This is a genomic window from Actinomycetospora sp. NBRC 106375, assembly GCF_030269665.1.
In the GTDB taxonomy this organism is placed as follows: domain Bacteria; phylum Actinomycetota; class Actinomycetes; order Mycobacteriales; family Pseudonocardiaceae; genus Actinomycetospora.
The window spans coordinates 121,032-136,265 of record NZ_BSTS01000009.1 but is presented as its reverse complement, the minus strand read 5'-3'; the positions used below and the strand labels follow the sequence as shown (position 1 = coordinate 136,265).

Annotated in this window: 16 protein-coding genes; 13 read left to right on the top strand and 3 right to left on the bottom strand. The window is 74.2% G+C overall.

Features of this window, described 5'->3' with window-relative positions:
• Positions 1–14 precede the first annotated feature (14 nt).
• From ybeY to QSK03_RS16590, 8 genes are all read left to right on the top strand, one after another.
• On the top strand, positions 15–599 hold the full coding sequence (gene ybeY, locus QSK03_RS16625) for an rRNA maturation RNase YbeY (protein WP_285654373.1): 585 nt from the start codon (positions 15–17) through the stop codon (positions 597–599).
• Positions 596–2,092 carry a hemolysin family protein gene (locus QSK03_RS16620; RefSeq protein WP_285654076.1) on the top strand — a complete coding sequence of 499 codons (1,497 nt, stop codon included), beginning with the start codon at positions 596–598 and terminating at the stop codon, positions 2,090–2,092. Before ybeY ends, QSK03_RS16620 begins: the two co-directional genes overlap by 4 nt.
• Complete coding sequence (gene lhgD, locus QSK03_RS16615; RefSeq protein WP_285654074.1) at positions 2,085–3,365, top strand: L-2-hydroxyglutarate dehydrogenase; 1,281 nt, start codon at positions 2,085–2,087, stop codon at positions 3,363–3,365. The genes QSK03_RS16620 and lhgD overlap by 8 nt, the downstream gene beginning before the upstream one ends.
• 28 nt (positions 3,366–3,393) lie before the next feature.
• Positions 3,394–4,299 carry a GTPase Era gene (gene era, locus QSK03_RS16610; RefSeq protein ID WP_285654371.1) on the top strand — a complete coding sequence of 302 codons (906 nt, stop codon included), beginning with the start codon at positions 3,394–3,396 and terminating at the stop codon, positions 4,297–4,299.
• Positions 4,300–4,453: 154 nt separating this feature from the next.
• Positions 4,454–5,329, top strand: coding sequence for a DNA repair protein RecO (gene recO / locus QSK03_RS16605; RefSeq protein ID WP_285654072.1), 876 nt, complete (start codon positions 4,454–4,456; stop codon positions 5,327–5,329).
• A 71-nt stretch (positions 5,330–5,400) separates the two neighbouring features.
• Positions 5,401–6,180: an isoprenyl transferase gene (locus QSK03_RS16600; protein WP_285654369.1), complete on the top strand. Its 780-nt coding sequence runs from the start codon at positions 5,401–5,403 to the stop codon at positions 6,178–6,180.
• Entirely contained in the window at positions 6,177–6,587 is a 411-nt protein-coding gene (locus QSK03_RS16595) for a hypothetical protein (protein WP_285654070.1), read from the top strand. Before QSK03_RS16600 ends, QSK03_RS16595 begins: the two co-directional genes overlap by 4 nt.
• Positions 6,588–6,747: 160 nt before the next feature.
• Entirely contained in the window at positions 6,748–8,679 is a 1,932-nt protein-coding gene (locus tag QSK03_RS16590) for a BCCT family transporter (protein ID WP_285654367.1), read from the top strand.
• Between the two features lie 381 nt (positions 8,680–9,060).
• On the opposite strand, the gene QSK03_RS16585 is transcribed toward QSK03_RS16590, so the two are convergent.
• From QSK03_RS16585 to QSK03_RS16575, 3 genes are read right to left on the bottom strand one after another with little or no spacing between them, the layout of a single operon-like run.
• The gene (locus QSK03_RS16585) at positions 9,061–9,477 is read right to left on the bottom strand and encodes a Fur family transcriptional regulator (RefSeq protein ID WP_285654068.1); all 417 of its coding nucleotides are present in this window, start codon (positions 9,475–9,477) and stop codon (positions 9,061–9,063) included.
• Positions 9,474–9,848 (bottom strand): ArsR/SmtB family transcription factor, encoded by a 375-nt coding sequence (locus tag QSK03_RS16580; RefSeq protein ID WP_285654066.1) that lies wholly within the window; start codon positions 9,846–9,848, stop codon positions 9,474–9,476. Before QSK03_RS16580 ends, QSK03_RS16585 begins: the two co-directional genes overlap by 4 nt.
• Positions 9,845–10,150, bottom strand: coding sequence for a DUF6703 family protein (locus QSK03_RS16575; protein WP_285654064.1), 306 nt, complete (start codon positions 10,148–10,150; stop codon positions 9,845–9,847). Before QSK03_RS16575 ends, QSK03_RS16580 begins: the two co-directional genes overlap by 4 nt.
• A gap of 78 nt (positions 10,151–10,228) precedes the next feature.
• Between QSK03_RS16575 and QSK03_RS16570 the strand changes: the two genes are divergently transcribed.
• From QSK03_RS16570 to QSK03_RS16550, 5 genes are all read left to right on the top strand, one after another.
• The gene (locus QSK03_RS16570; RefSeq protein WP_285654061.1) at positions 10,229–10,561 is read left to right on the top strand and encodes an antibiotic biosynthesis monooxygenase; all 333 of its coding nucleotides are present in this window, start codon (positions 10,229–10,231) and stop codon (positions 10,559–10,561) included.
• Between the two features lie 80 nt (positions 10,562–10,641).
• Complete coding sequence (locus QSK03_RS16565; RefSeq protein WP_285654059.1) at positions 10,642–12,069, top strand: glycine--tRNA ligase; 1,428 nt, start codon at positions 10,642–10,644, stop codon at positions 12,067–12,069.
• A gap of 25 nt (positions 12,070–12,094) precedes the next feature.
• Complete coding sequence (locus QSK03_RS16560) at positions 12,095–13,093, top strand: XdhC family protein (RefSeq protein WP_285654057.1); 999 nt, start codon at positions 12,095–12,097, stop codon at positions 13,091–13,093.
• Positions 13,090–13,776: a YdcF family protein gene (locus tag QSK03_RS16555; RefSeq protein WP_285654055.1), complete on the top strand. Its 687-nt coding sequence runs from the start codon at positions 13,090–13,092 to the stop codon at positions 13,774–13,776. The genes QSK03_RS16560 and QSK03_RS16555 overlap by 4 nt, the downstream gene beginning before the upstream one ends.
• Positions 13,777–13,778: 2 nt before the next feature.
• Positions 13,779–15,053 carry a deoxyguanosinetriphosphate triphosphohydrolase gene (locus QSK03_RS16550; protein ID WP_285654053.1) on the top strand — a complete coding sequence of 425 codons (1,275 nt, stop codon included), beginning with the start codon at positions 13,779–13,781 and terminating at the stop codon, positions 15,051–15,053.
• Positions 15,054–15,234 lie beyond the last annotated feature (181 nt).

Below are 15,234 nucleotides of genomic sequence, written 5' to 3'. Positions count from 1 at the left end.
CCGACGGGACCGACATGAGCATCGAGATCGCCAACGAGTCCGGCGTCGACGTGGCCGAGGGCCCGATCGTCGAGGTGGCCCGGTACGCCCTCGACCGCATGGGCGTCAGCCCGCTCGCCGAGCTCTCGATCATGCTCATCGAGCTGGAGCCGATGGCCGAGCTGCACGAGCGCTGGCTCGACGAGCCCGGTCCCACCGACGTCATGTCGTTCCCGATGGACGAGTACGACTCGGCGCGGCGTCCCGACGCCCCGTCGTCCGGGCCGGCGCTGCTCGGCGACATCGTGCTCTGCCCGGCCTTCGCCGCCGACCAGGCCGCCGCCGCGGGCCACGGCCTCGAGGACGAGCTGCACCTGCTGACGGTGCACGGCGTGCTGCACCTGCTCGGCTACGACCACGCCGAGGCCGACGAGGAGCGCCAGATGTTCGGCCTGCAGGCCGAGCTGCTGGCCGACTGGCGCACCGCCCGCGCCGAGGCCGAGCGCGCCGCCCGCGAGCAGGAGGCCGCCGCCGCCCGTTCGGCGCGGGCCCGGGCCAAGGACGACCGGCTCCTCGGCACCGTCGGCCTCGGCGACGACCCGGGGAGTGCCTCGCGGTGACGTCGGGGCTGGTCGGCCAGCTCGTCGCCGCGATCCTGCTGGTGCCGCTCGCCGGCGTGTTCGCCGCCGCCGACGCGGCCCTCTCGACGGTCTCCCGGGCCCGGGTGGACGGGCTGGTGCGCGAGGGCGCCACCGGCGCGAAGGCGCTGGCCGCGATCGTCGCCGACCGGCCCCGTCACCTCAACCTGCTCATGCTGCTGCGGCTGGCCTGCGAGGCGGCCGCCGCGGTGCTCGGCGCGTTCGTCGCGCTGCAGCTCATCGGTCCCGACTGGCTCGCCCTGCTCGTCGCCGGGGCGATCGTCGTGCTCGTCTCCTACGTGCTCATCGGCGTCGGGCCCCGCACGCTCGGCCGCCAGCACCCCTACGGCATGGCGCTCGCCGTCGCCGTCCCCGTGCGGCTGCTCGCGCGCCTGCTCGGCCCGCTGGCGACGCTGCTGATCATCGTCGGCAACGCGATCACGCCCGGGGTCGGCTTCCGTGAGGGCCCCTTCTCCTCGGAGGTCGAGCTGCGCGAGCTGGTCGACATGGCCGAGCGCGGCGGGCTCGTCGACGACGACGAGCGGGCGATGATCCAGTCGGTGTTCGACCTCGGCGACACGCGGGTGCTCGAGGTGATGGTCCCGCGCACCGAGATGGTGTGGATCGAGCGGGACAAGACCGTCCGCCAGGCGCTGGCCCTCGCCCTGCGCAGCGGGTACTCCCGCATCCCGGTCATCGGCGAGAACGTCGACGACACCGTCGGCGTCGTCTACCTCAAGGACCTCGTCCGGCGGACCGTCGACGGCGACGCGCCCGCCGACCGGGCCGGCGCGGTCGCCGAGGTCATGCGCCCGGCGAGCTACGTCCCGGACTCCAAGCGTGCCGACGCCCTGCTGCGCGACATGCAGCGCGACCGCAACCACATGGCGCTCGTGGTCGACGAGTACGGCGGCACGGCGGGGCTGGTCACCATCGAGGACCTGCTCGAGGAGATCGTCGGTGAGATCACCGACGAGTACGACGCCGCCGAGCACCGCCCGCTCGACCACCTCGACGAGCACAGCTGGCGGGTCGCCGCGCGGTTGCCGGTCGAGGACCTCGAGCAGGCCGCGGGCGTCGAGTTCGATGTCGAGGACGTCGACACCGTCGGCGGGCTGCTCGCCCAGCGCCTCGGGCGCGTGCCGCTGCCCGGCGCCGAGGCCGAGATCGCCGGCCTGCGGCTGCGCGCCGAGGGCGGCGAGGACGCCCGCGGCCGGATGCGCATCCGCAGCGTGCTGGTGTGGCGCCCGGCCGAGGAGGGGGCCGATCCGGCCCCCGCGGACCGGGCCGACGAGCCGACCCGCGACCATGCCCGGCAGACCGCGCACGCCGAGGACGCTCGGGCCACCGAGAACGGCGAGCACACCGACGACCCGCGGCGCCGCGACGGCGACCTGGCCCAGTCCGGAGCGCAATCCGGCGCCCAGGCCGGGGCCCCGACCGGCGCCCGCGACGGAAAGGACGACCGTGGCTGACGCCGCCACCCCGCCCGCCGGAACCGTGGCCTCCAGCCCGCGTCACGACGTCGTCGTCGTGGGCGGCGGCATCGTCGGCTTCGCCGTGCTGCACGAGCTGCTCGCCGCCGGGCACACGTCCGTCGCGCTGGTGGAGCGCGAGCACACCGCGGGCACGCACCAGACCGGCCGCAACTCCAACGTGATCCACTCCGGGCTCTACTACGCGCCGGGGTCGCTCAAGGCCCGCCTGGCCGTCGCCGGGTGCGCGGAGACCAAGGAGTTCTGCGCCGAGCACGATCTGCCCTGGCAGGAGTGCGGCAAGGTCGTCGTCGCGACCGACGAGGCCGAGCTGCCGCGCATGGCTGAGCTGGTGCGCCGCGGCCGCGCCAACGGCGTCGAGGTCCACGAGCTGGACGAGGCCGGTGTCCGCGACCGTGAGCCGGCGGTCGCGGCGCTCGCGGGGCTCTGGGTGCCGTCGACGGGCATCTGCGACTACGGCGCGATCACCCGCGAGCTCGCCGACGTCGCCGCCGCGCGGGGCGCCGTGCTGCACACCGGGCGCGCGGTCCGTTCCGTGACCCGCCGGCGCCGCGACGTCGTCGTCCACACCGACCGGGGCGACCTGCTCGCGGGCCAGGTCGTGGTGTGCGCCGGGCTGCGCTCCGACGAGATCGCCCGGGCCTCGGGCTTCGACCCCGGCGTGCGGATCGTGCCGTTCCGCGGCGAGTACTCCGACCTGGTCGGCCCGATCGGCGATCAGGTGCGCGGGCTGGTCTACCCCGTGCCCGACCCGGCGTTCCCGTTCCTCGGCGTGCACGCGACCCGCGGCGTCGACGGCTCGGTGCACGTCGGCCCGAACGCCGTCCTGGCGCTGGCCCGCGAGGGCTACGACTGGCGCACGCTGCGGGTGCGCGAGCTCGCCGGGACGCTCGCCGACCCCGGCTTCCTCAAGCTCGCCGGACAGCAGTGGCGCTACGGGCTCGGCGAGATGTACCGCTCGCTGTCGCGGTCGGCGATGGCCGCCGCCGTGGCCCGGATGCTGCCCGGCGTGACCGCCGACGACCTGGCCCGGCCGCACGACGTCGCCCGCCGCGCCGGCGTGCGGGCGCAGGCGATCCGCCCCGACGGGTCGCTCGTCGACGACTTCCTGTTCGTGCAGGACGGCGACGCCGCCGACGGGCCGAGCGTGCTGCACGTGCTCAACGCGCCCTCGCCGGCGGCCACCGCGGCGCTGCCCATCGGCCGCGAGATCGTGGCGCGGCTCGAGGGGAAGCACGTTGACGCAGCCTGAGGGAGACAAGAGACAGGACAGCACGCCGATAGGGGAGCGGAGCTCGACCCGGGAGGGCTTCCGGTCGGGGTTCGCGTGCTTCGTGGGCCGTCCCAACGTGGGCAAGTCGACGCTGACGAACGCGCTGGTCGGGCAGAAGGTCGCGATCACGTCGTCGCGGCCGCAGACGACCCGGCACGCGATCCGCGGGATCGTGCACCGCGACGACGGCCAGCTCGTCCTCGTCGACACCCCCGGCCTGCACCGTCCGCGGACCCTGCTGGGGGAGCGTCTCAACGACGTCGTACGCACGACCTGGGCCGAGGTCGACGTCATCGGCTTCTGCGTGCCGGCCGACCAGGAGATCGGGCCCGGCGACCGGTTCATCGCCTCGGAGCTGGAGAAGATCGCCGGGAAGACCCCGCTCATCGGGATCCTCACCAAGACCGATCTCGTGCGGCCCGAGGTGATCGCCGAGCGCCTGCTGGCGGTGCACGAGCTCGCCGAGTTCGCCGAGATCGTCCCGGTGTCCGCGGAGTCCGGGCACCAGGTCTCGCTGCTGGCGGACCTGCTGTTGGAGCGGATGCCGCCAGGTCCGCCGCTCTACCCCGAGGGCGACCTCTCCGACGAGCCCGAGGAGCGGCTGATCGCGGAGTTCGTCCGCGAGGCGGCGCTCGAGGGTGTCCGTGACGAGCTCCCGCACTCGCTGGCCGTCGTCGTCGAGGAGATGACGCCGGGCAAGGTGCTCACCGTGCGGGCCGAGATCTTCGTCGAGCGCACCTCGCAGAAGGCGATCGTCATCGGTCGCGGCGGCTCGCGACTCAAGGACGTCGGCACCCGCGCCCGCACGCAGATCGAGAACCTGCTGGGCGAGAAGGTGCACCTCGACCTGTTCGTCAAGGTCGCCAAGGACTGGCAGCGCGACCCCCGCCAGCTCCGCCGTCTGGGGTTCTAGGGGCCTCGTACGTAGGGGCCTCGTACGAGCAATGCGGCTTTCCTGGCGTCTGACGCCAGGATCGCCACACGCTCGTCTCCGCGACACGCCGATCGTTTCCGACGGGCGCCCGCTGCTCCGGCCCGCGGAGCCGTCGAGGTGGGACGATGACGACGTGGGCTTCTATCGCGACACCGGGGTGGTGCTGCGCCTGCAGAAGCTCGGTGAGGCCGACCGGATCGTCACGTTCCTCACCCACCGGCACGGCAAGGTGCGCGCGGTCGCCAAGGGCGTGCGCCGCACGAGCTCGAAGTTCGGCGCGCGGCTGGAGCCGTTCGGCCACGTGGACCTGCAGCTGCACACCGGCCGCACCCTCGACATCGTCACGCAGGTGCAGACCCTCGACGCTTTCGGCGGCGGGCTGACCGTCGACTACCCCCGCTACACCGCGGGCTGCGCGCTGCTCGAGACCGCCGACCGGCTCACCTCGGAGGAGGGCGAGCCGGCCCGCGACCTGTTTCTGCTGCTCGTCGGCGCCCTGCGCGGGCTCGCCGGCGGCACCCGCGACCCGTACCTCGTCCTCGACGCCTTCCTGCTGCGCGCCATGGTCATCGCGGGCTGGGCCCCGGCGATCACGGAGTGCGCGCGCTGCGGGCGCGAGGGCGCGCCGTACCACCGGCGTTTCTCGGTGCCCGCCGGCGGCGCCGTGTGCGAGGGCTGCCGGCCGTCGGGCGCCGTCGTCCCCTCCGAGCCGACGTGGCGCCTGCTCGAGGCCCTGCGCGACGGCGACTGGACCACCGCCGAGGACACCGACGGCGCCGCGCGCCGCGACTCGGCGGGCCTCGTGGCCGCCCACCTGCAGTGGCACCTGGAGCGGACCCTGCGCTCGCTACCGCTCGTCGATCGACGGGGGGCCGTCCCGCGCGTGGACCTCGGCGGGGGGATCGCGGTCGGGGTCGACGGCGAGGACGATCCGGACGCGGACCGAGCAGGTCCGGACGTCGAACCGAGCGGAGGGCCCCTTCGCCCGGAACCAGGAGTCGCCCTGTGAGCCCCCGCGCGCGCCGCGTCCGCGGACGCACCGACGACCGCCGGCTGCGCGGCCCCGGTGACCCGACGATCATGGCGCCGACCCCGCACCCGAGCGGCGCGACCCCACCCCCGATCCCCGCGGAGCTGGTGCCGAACCACGTCGCGCTGGTGATGGATGGCAACGGGCGGTGGGCCAACCAGCGTGGGCTGCCCCGCATCGAGGGCCACCGGCACGGTGAGGCCCAGCTGCTCGACGTCGTGCGCGGCTGCATCGACATCGGCGTGAAGTGGATCAGCGCGTACGCCTTCTCCACCGAGAACTGGCGCCGCAGCCCCGACGAGGTGCGCTTCCTGCTCGGCTTCAACCGCGATGTGATCCGGCGGCGGCGCGACGAGATGCACGCGATGGGCGTCCGCGTGCGGTGGTCGGGACAGCGGCCCCGGCTCTGGCGCAGTGTGATCAAGGAGCTGGAGATCGCCGAGGAGATGACGCGCGACAACGACGTCGTCACGCTGACCATGTGCGTCAACTACGGCGGGCGCGCGGAGATCGTCGGCGCCGCCCGTGAGCTCGCGCGCCGGGCCGCGCGCGGCGAGATCGACCCGGAGCGCATCGACGAGAAGGCCCTCGCCCGTCATCTCGACGAGCCCGACATGCCCGACGTCGACCTGTTCCTGCGCAGCTCGGGGGAGCAGCGGACGTCGAACTTCCTGCTCTGGCAGTCGGCGTACGCCGAGATGGTCTTCCTGGACACGCTCTTCCCGGACTTCGACCGCCGCCACCTCTGGGAGGCGTGCGAGATCTACGCCAGCCGCGACCGCCGCTACGGGGGCGCGATGGACAGCGCCGACGGGACGGGCACCTCGTGAGCCGGGAGGCCGCGACCACGGCGAGCCTGCTCATCACCGCCCGGGAGGCGATGGAGCAGTTCGTGGACGTGCACGTCGACGACGACGGGGCGCTGTCGTTCCGCCACGACGGCGTGCCCTGCGCGATCCAGGGGATCGAGCTGGTCGAGGGCCTCGCCGTGCTGAGCCTGACGTGCGTCGTCGCCTGGGATCTCGCCGACGCCGACGTCCCCCGGCAGGTCGCCGAACGCGCCGGTCAGGGGCTGTTCGGCACCCTCGGCGCCGTCGCCACCGACCGCGGCTGGGACGTGACCCTCCGCTACGCCTTCCCGGCCGAGGGCCTCTCCGTCGGTGCGCTCCGCACCCTGCTCATGCTCGTCGTGTCGACGGCCTCCCAGGTCCGGACGGATCTCATCGACGCCGGCTGACGGCCTCCCGTCGCCCGTTGTGCGCGACGCAACGGACGTCACGAATCTGCCGAAAGTGGGACGAATCAGCCCATAAGACCCGTAGACTCCGCCGACCGCCGTCCATCCGGAGAGGAGGGGCGTCCCCGGTGGAGATCACGGCCGGGAGACGCGACGCGTGATGACACAGGATCTCTCGTCACCGCCGGGCCCGTCGGCGGCCGAGCCGGACGAGCCCGCGACCACCGGGGCCGCCTCGGCAACGGACCGGAAGCACGGCACCGACTGGGTCGTGTTCGGCGTGGGCGCGGCGCTCGCCGTCGTCTTCGTCGTCTGGGGCGTGGTCGGCACCGAGAGCCTCAGCAGCGCCTCGGGCGCGATGCTCGAGGGACTCATCCGCGGGGGTGGCTGGGGCTTCATCCTCGCGGCCACCGGCTTCGTGGTGTTCGCGCTCTGGCTCGCCTTCAGCCGCTTCGGCAAGATCAAGCTCGGGCGTGACGACGAGCAGCCCGAGTTCCGCACGGTCTCGTGGATCGCCATGATGTTCAGCGCCGGCATGGGCATCGGGCTCATGTTCTACGGCGTGGCCGAGCCGCTCTCGTTCTTCACCGAGCCGCCGCCCGGATCGGTACCGCCCGGCGACCAGGTCGAGGCCCTGCGTACGGCGATGGCGACCTCGCTGTTCCACTGGACGCTGCACCCGTGGGCGATCTACGCGGTGGTCGGCCTCGCGATCGCGTACTCGACGTTCCGCAAGGGCCGTCGCCAGCTGATCAGCTCGGCGTTCATCCCGCTCATCGGCGAGAAGGCCGCCAACGGCGCCGTCGGCCGGGTCATCGACATCATCGCGATCTTCGCGACGATCTTCGGGTCGGCGGCCTCGCTGGGCCTGGGCGCCCTGCAGATCGGCGGCGGGCTCGACGCCACGGGCTTCCTGCCCGGCGCGGGCAACGAGGTCCTCGTCCCGCTGATCGTGGTGCTCACCGCGGCGTTCGTGCTCTCGGCCGTCTCCGGCGTCGCCAAGGGCATCCAGTGGCTGTCGAACATCAACATGGTGCTGGCCGGCGTGCTGGCGCTGTTCGTGTTCGTCGTCGGCCCGACGGTGATCATCCTCGACCTGCTGCCGACGGCGGTCGGCGCGTACTTCGGCGACTTCGCCGAGATGGTCGGGCGCACCGAGGCCACCGGCGGCACGGCGATGCTCGACTGGCTCAGCAGCTGGACGGTCTTCTACTGGGCCTGGTGGATCTCCTGGACGCCCTTCGTCGGCATGTTCCTGGCGAAGATCAGCCGCGGCCGCACTATCCGCCAGTTCGTCGGCGGCGTGATCCTGGTGCCGAGCCTCGTGAGCCTCCTGTGGTTCGCGATCTTCGGCGGCACGGCGATCAGCCAGCAGCAGGCGGGCCTCGACCCGGCCGCCGCGGGCACCGAGCAGCAGCTCTTCGCCGTCCTGCAGGCCTACCCGTGGGCGACGTTCACCGGGCTGCTCGTCATGGTCCTGGTGGCGATCTTCTTCGTCTCCGGCGCCGACGCCGCGTCGATCGTCACCGGCACGCTCTCGCAGCGCGGCACCGACGAGCCCTCGCGCTGGGTGGTCATCTTCTGGGGCTCCACGATGGGCGCGGTCGCGATCATCATGCTGCTCGTCGGCGGCGAGGACGCCCTGTCCGGCCTGCAGAGCCTCACGATCCTCGTGGCGGCGCCCTTCGTCGTGATCATGGTGTTCCTCTGCATCGCGTTCATGCGCGACCTCAACCACGACCCGATCGTCCTGCGCGAGCGCAAGGGCCTCGAGGTCATGGAGCAGGCCATCGACCACGGCACCGACAAGCACGGCGAGGACTTCTACCTGCGCGTCCAGGCCTTCCCGGCCACGAGCGCCCGGCGCCAGGCCAACGGCGACGCGACCGGGCCGACGTACGCCGAGGTGTACGGCGTGCAGGATCCGTTCTCGACGGGCGAGACCCCCGTCGTGCCGGCGGACCCGGAGGAGGCGCGGGCCCAGGCCAGGGCGGTGCCCAAGGACGACGACCCGGGTGGCACCGAGGTCGTCGACACGGGCCCGGGTGCCCAGGCCGAACCGGCGGGGCGTCCGAGCGCTGACCGGGAGTAGGCAGGCACCGGGAAGCCGGATCCCCGTCCGGGGGCCCGGCTCCCGCGTGTCCGGGGCGGTGCGAGGGGCGCCCTGGGTTCGTGGTCGCGGGAGCGAGGGGCGCCCTGGGTGCGTGGTCGCGGGAGCGAGGGACGCCCTCACTGCGCCGGGCGCAGCGAGGGACGCCTTCGCTGCGGCCGCGGCGCGCCGCCCGGGCGACCGGCACGTTGCGCATGATCGACGGGCCCGCCGACCTGCGGAACGCGCCACTCGCGAGGCCCGACCCGCGGCGCGCCCCGGACGGCGGCGCCTCCCGGCGTGTCGCGCCGGCGAGCCTGTGGCGATCCTGGCGTCAGACGCCAGGAAAGCCGCATTCCTCGCACACCCCGGGCGCGATGAGCCTCAGCGGGCGGCGGCGCGGCAGTCGGCGCAGATGCCGAGGATCTCCACGGTGTGCGAGATCTCGGCGAACCCGTGCTGGGTGGCGACGCGGTCGGCCCAGTGCTCGACGGCCGGGCCCTCGACCTCGACGGTCTTGCCGCACGCGCGGCAGACGAGGTGATGGTGGTGGTGCTCGGAGCAGCGGCGGTAGGACGCCTCGCCGGTGCCCGTGCGCAGCACGTCGACCTCGTCGGCGTCGGCGAGGGCCTGCAGGGTGCGGTATACGGTGGTCAGACCGATGCCCTCGCCGCGTCGGCGGAGCTCCTCGTGGATCTCCTGGGCGGAGCGGAAGTCGTCGAGCTCGTCGAGCAGCCCGGCGATCGCCGCCCGCTGGCGTGTCGCGCGCAGCCCGGGGACGGAGGGGGCGCGTGAGTTCACGACTCCTCCTCCACGTGGGCGACGGCGTCGACGACGATGTGCGCGAGGTGGTCGTCGACGAGGCGGTAGACGACCTCGCGCCCCCGCCGGTCGCCGCGCACCACGCCGGCGGCCTTGAGCACGCGCAGGTGCTGGCTGATCAGCGGCTGGGTCACGGCGAGCGCGTCGACCAGCTCGTGCACGCAGCGCGGCGAGGCGCGCAGCTGCAGCACGATCGCGATGCGCACCGGGGCGGCGAGGGCCCGGAGCAGGTCGCCCGCGGCGGCGAGCGCCACGGACGCGGGGATCTCCGGCGCGGGGACGTCGTGGGCGTCGTCGTCGTGGACGACCGGGAGGTCGGGCACCGCGGTCCGGCCGGGCGGCGCGCTCATCGCACGACCAGCCCGACCGTGATCGCCACGAGGATCGCGAGGACCAGGATGCGCACCAGACGTTCGGCCGACGTCAGGCGGGGCCACGTCGTGGCGAGCAGGACGGCGACGGCGATCGCGAGGGCCCCGAGGAGCACCGCGCCGGCGAACCCGCCGATGATCACCCCGGCCGCGAAGACGACCGCCACGACCGCGAACACCGCCACCGGGGGTACACGCGCGAGCGGGCCGTCGCCGGGCACCATGCGTCCGCGGCGACGCGCGAAGGGCGAGCGCGCCCGTCCCGGTCCGCGACCGCTCACGGATACCTCCCGCTGCTCGTCGAGTGCTCCCTCCCGATAATGGCATCCGTTGTCGACCGACGGGGTCAGGAGGGCCGCATGCTGCTGGTCTGTCGCTTCGCGCCGGCGGAGGGGAGCGCGGAGCCGTTCCTCGAGCGGGCCCGCCGGGCGGTCGCGCTGCTGGCCGCCCAGCCGGGCTGCGAGAGCGTGGACCTCGGCCGCGCGATCGAGGAACCGGGGCGCTGGGTGCTCGTCGCCCGGTTCACCACGGTCACCGCCTACCGGCGTGCGCTGCAGCCCTTCGACGTCCGCGAGCACGTCGTCCCGCTGCTCTCCGAGGCGCTGACCGACGAGCCCGCGGCCCACGAGCGAGCCCTCGTCGCCGGTCCCGACGGCGTCACCGAGCACCCGAGCCTGCTCTCCGATCGCTGACCCGCCGCTCGCTACGCTGGGTGTACCCGCCAGCCAGGCGAGGCCAGCGTGATCCACCTGCGATTCCCCGGAGTTCCACCGTGCCCACCCCCACCGGCAGCGCCCGCATCGAGACCGTGGTCAACCTCTGCAAGCGCCGCGGCTTCGTGTTCCCGTCCGGGGAGATCTACGGCGGCACCCGGTCGGCGTGGGACTACGGCCCGCTCGGCGTCGAGGTCAAGGAGAACCTCAAGCGCCAATGGTGGAAGGCCGTCGTGAACGGCCGCGACGACGTCGTCGGGCTGGACTCCAGCGTGATCCTCCCGCGCCAGGTCTGGGTCGCGTCGGGCCACGTGGACGTGTTCACCGACCCGCTGGTCGAGTGCACCAACTGCCACCGCCGCTTCCGTGCCGACCAGCTGGCCGAGGACTTCGCCGAGCGCACCGGCGGCCCGTCGTTGGAGTCGACCGACGCCGACGGGAACACGCTCTACGACCTCTCGGGCGTCCCGTGCCCGAACTGCGGCGTGCGCGGCGAGTACACCCCGCCGCGCGAGTTCAACATGATGCTCAAGACCTACCTCGGCCCGGTGGAGTCCGAGGAGGGGCTGCACTACCTGCGCCCCGAGACCGCGCAGGGCATCTTTGTCAACTTCGCCAACGTGATGTCGACGTCGCGCAAGAAGCCGCCGTTCGGCATCGGCCAGGTCGGCAAGAGCTTCCGCAACGAGATCACGCCCGGCAACTTCATCTTCCGCACGCGCGAGTTCGAGCAGATGGAGATGGAGTTCTTCGTCGAGCCCGGCTCCGACGAGCAGTGGCACCAGTACTGGATCGACGAGCGCACGCGCTGGTACACCGACCTCGGGATCTCCGCGGACAACCTGCGGCACTACGAGCACCCCAAGGAGAAGCTCTCCCACTACTCGAAGCGCACCGTCGACATCGAGTACCGCTTCGGCTTCAACGCCGGGCAGGAGTGGGGCGAGCTCGAGGGCATCGCCAACCGCACCGACTTCGACCTGACGACGCACTCGAACCACTCGGGCGTCGACCTGTCCTACTACGACCAGGCCACCGACTCGCGCTACCGCCCGTACGTCATCGAGCCCGCCGCGGGCGTGGGGCGCTCGCTGATGACGTTCCTGCTCGAGGCCTACACCGAGGACGAGGCCCCGAACGCCAAGGGCGGCGTCGACAAGCGCACCGTGCTGCGCCTCGACCCCCGGCTCGCCCCGGTCAAGGCCGCGGTGCTGCCGCTGTCGCGCAACGCCGACCTCTCGCCGGTGGCGCGCGACGTCGCCGCACGGCTGCGTCGCCACTGGAACGTCGAGTTCGACGACGCCGGCGCGATCGGGCGTCGCTACCGCCGCCAGGACGAGATCGGCACCCCGTTCTGCGTCACCGTCGACTTCGACTCGCTGAACGACCAGGCGGCCACCGTCCGCCACCGTGACGCGATGACGCAGGAGCGCGTGGCGCTCGACCAGCTCGAGTCCTACCTGGGCGCCCGCCTCATCGGTTGCTGAGCCGCGCTCGCCTACGCTGGACGCCGTGAGCGACCGCAGCGAGGTGGCCGGGGTGCTGGCGCGGGGCGACGAGGCCCGGGCGGTGGTGCGCGTGCTCGATCGACACGGGTTCGGCACCGTCGAGCCCGGCCAGTTGCTGGTCGCCGGTGCCGACGGCTCGCTCGGCGGGGGGCTGCTGCGCGGCGCGCTCGACGCGAGCGCCGAGGCCCTGGCGCGGGACGCGCGGTCGGGTCCGGTGACGGTCGTGGCGCACGTTGCCGAGGACGACGCCGTCGCCGCCGGGCTGGCCTGCGCGGGCGGGGCGACGCTGCTGGGCCACCCGCTCGATGCCGCCCCGGCGCGGGCGCTGGCCGCGGCCTTCGCCGACGGGGTGCCCGCGGCGCTCGTGTCCCGGGCGGACGGGTCCGCCTCGATGGCCCTGACCGGCGGCGAGCTCGACGCGGTCGAGGGCTCGCTGGGCTTCGCCGCGGTCGACGCCGCCGCGGCCGCCCACGCGCGGACGCTGCTGCGGCGCGGGGCCACGGTCACCGAGCGCGTGACGCTCGAGGCGGGTGCCGACGTGCTCGTCGACGTCTGGGTGCCCGTGCCGACGGTGGTGATCGTCGGGCCCGGGGCGATCGCCGACGCGCTGGCCGCGCAGGCCGGGCTGCTCGGGTGGGCGGCGGGGCGCGCGGACACCGTCGAGGAGGCCGATGCCACGGTCGCCGCGTTCACCGACGCCGACGTGCTCGTCCTGCTCGACCACGACCCCGCCTTCGACGCCGTCCTGCGCACGGGGCTGAAGGGCCGGGGCTTCCTCGGCGCGCTCGGGTCCCGGCGCACCCAGGCCGCGCGACGCGAGCGCCTGCTCGGCGCCGGCGTCACCGAGGCCGAGCTCGAGCGCATCCACGGCCCGGTCGGGCTCGACCTGGGCGCCCGGACGCCCGCGGAGACCGCGGTCTCGATCGTCGCCGAGGTCCTCGCCGCGCGCAGCGGGCGCGACCCGTCGGTGCTGGGCCGCTCGGCGGGACCCATCGGCGCATGAGCGGTCCCACCACCCCCGCCGGCCCCCGCCCCGCCCCCGACCCGCCGAGCACCGCCCGCGCCGCGCTGCGCTGGGCGCCACGGGTGGTCGTCGGTGCGCTCGTCATCGCGGTGCTGCTGGTCGGCGGCACGGCGATCCGGGTCTGGCAGCTGGGTCGGGTCGACGAGCGCCAGCCCGTGGACATGATCGTCGTCCTCGGGGCCGCGCAGTACGACGGCCGCCCGTCGCCGGTGTTCCGGGCGCGCCTGCAGCACGCCCTCGAGCTCTACGAGCAGGGTGTCGCGCCCCGGATCGTCACGGTCGGCGGGGCCGCGCCGGGCGACGCGTTCACCGAGGCCCAGGCCGGTGAGCAGTGGCTCGTCGAGAACGGCGTCCCGGGCCAGGCGCTGCTGCCGGTCGACGACGGCCGCGACACCTACGAGAGCTTCGAGGCCGTCGCGAACGTCGCCGAGCAGCGGGGGTGGGAGTCGGCGGCCCTGGTCAGCGACCCGTGGCACTCCCTGCGGTCGCGGACGATGGCCGACGACGTCGGCCTCGACGCCACGACGTCGCCGACGAAGCGCGGACCGGTGGTACAGACCCGCGAGACCCAGTTCCGCTACATCGTCCGCGAGACCGGGGCGCTGATCTACTACCACCTCACCCACGGCTCGACCGACTTCTCCGACACCGGCGTGGGCTAGCCATGACCACGCTGGGCAGCCCGGGGCACCGCGCCGCGCGGTTGTTCGACGAGGCCCCCAAGCCCGGCCGCGACCGGCGCTCGCCGTTCGCCCGCGACCGCGGCCGCGTCCTGCACTCCGCGGCGCTGCGCCGCCTCGCGGGCAAGACCCAGGTCGTCGGCCCCGACGAGGACGCGGCGGTGACCGGCGTCCCGCGCACCCGCCTGACGCACTCGCTGGAGGTCGCCCAGATCGGGCGCGGGATGGCCGAGGACCTGGGCGCCGACCCGGACGTCGTCGACACCGCGGGCCTGGCCCACGACATCGGCCACCCCCCGTTCGGGCACAACGGCGAGCGTGCCCTGCACGAGCTGGCGGCCGACGCCGGCGGGTTCGAGGGCAACGCGCAGACGCTGCGGATCCTCACGCGGCTCGAGCCCAAGGTGCTCGACGACGACCGGTGCCGCGGGCTCAACCTGACCCGCGCGGTCCTCGACGCCTGCGTCAAGTACCCGTGGACGCAGCGCCCCGGCCGGCGCAAGTTCGGTGTCTACGCCGACGACCTGCCGGTGTTCGCCTGGGTGCGCGAGGGCGCACCCGCCGACCGGCGCTGCGTCGAGGCGCAGATCATGGACTGGGCCGACGACGTCGCCTACTCCGTGCACGACCTCGAGGACGGCATCCTCGCCGGGCGCATCGTGCTGGGCTGGCTCGCGAGCCCCGCCGAGCGCGCCGAGCTCGCGGCGCTCGCCGCCGAGGCGTTCTCCACCGCGCCGCGGTCCGACCTCGAGCACGCCGCCGGGGTGCTCGCCGAGCTCCCCTCCGTCCGGGCCGCGGCGGCCCACGGCGCCCACGACGGCTCGCTGGCCGCGACGGCGGCGCTCAAGCGGCTGACCAGCGAGCTCGTCGGCCGCTTCGTCGCCGGCACCGTCGACGCCACCCGCGACGCGCTCGGCGAGGACGTCGTCCCCGCCGGTCACGGCGCCGACCTCGTGATCCCCGCGCCGATCGGTGCCGAGGTCGCCGTGCTCAAGGCCGCCGCGCTGCGCTGGGTGATGCGCGACCCCGCCCGCCTCGCCGTGCAGCAGCGCCAGCGGGCCCTCGTCACCGAGCTCGTCGAGCGCCTCGTCGCCGGCGCCCCGCACGCCCTCGACCCGGCCTTCGTCCCCGCGTGGGAGGCCGCCGCCGGCGACGCCGAGCGGCTGCGCGTCGTCGTCGACCAGGTCGCGGTGCTCACCGACGCCGGCGCCGGGCGCTGGTGCGAGCGTCTGCGCGCGAGCCGCCCCGCCGCCGGCTGACGGCTCCCCGGAACGCAGCGGACGCCGGCCGGCTCACGCCCCGGAACGCAGCGAACCCCCGCCGGCTGCTCCCCGGAACGCAGCGAACGCCACATTCGCTGCTTCTACGCGCACGAGATACCCGTTCGCTGCAACACCCGCGCACGCCCCGGCGCGCGGCTGGGAGGATGCGCGCCGTGCA

Coding starts and splice junctions, on each gene's coding strand:
- QSK03_RS16550 (WP_285654053.1), top strand. CDS start 13,779: ATGACCACGCTGGGCAGCCCGGGGCACCGCGCCGCGCGGTTGTTCGAC.
- QSK03_RS16570 (WP_285654061.1), top strand. CDS start 10,229: ATGCTGCTGGTCTGTCGCTTCGCGCCGGCGGAGGGGAGCGCGGAGCCG.
- QSK03_RS16580 (WP_285654066.1), bottom strand. CDS start 9,848: ATGAGCGCGCCGCCCGGCCGGACCGCGGTGCCCGACCTCCCGGTCGTC.
- ybeY (WP_285654373.1), top strand. CDS start 15: ATGAGCATCGAGATCGCCAACGAGTCCGGCGTCGACGTGGCCGAGGGC.
- QSK03_RS16555 (WP_285654055.1), top strand. CDS start 13,090: ATGAGCGGTCCCACCACCCCCGCCGGCCCCCGCCCCGCCCCCGACCCG.
- QSK03_RS16590 (WP_285654367.1), top strand. CDS start 6,748: ATGACACAGGATCTCTCGTCACCGCCGGGCCCGTCGGCGGCCGAGCCG.
- QSK03_RS16600 (WP_285654369.1), top strand. CDS start 5,401: ATGGCGCCGACCCCGCACCCGAGCGGCGCGACCCCACCCCCGATCCCC.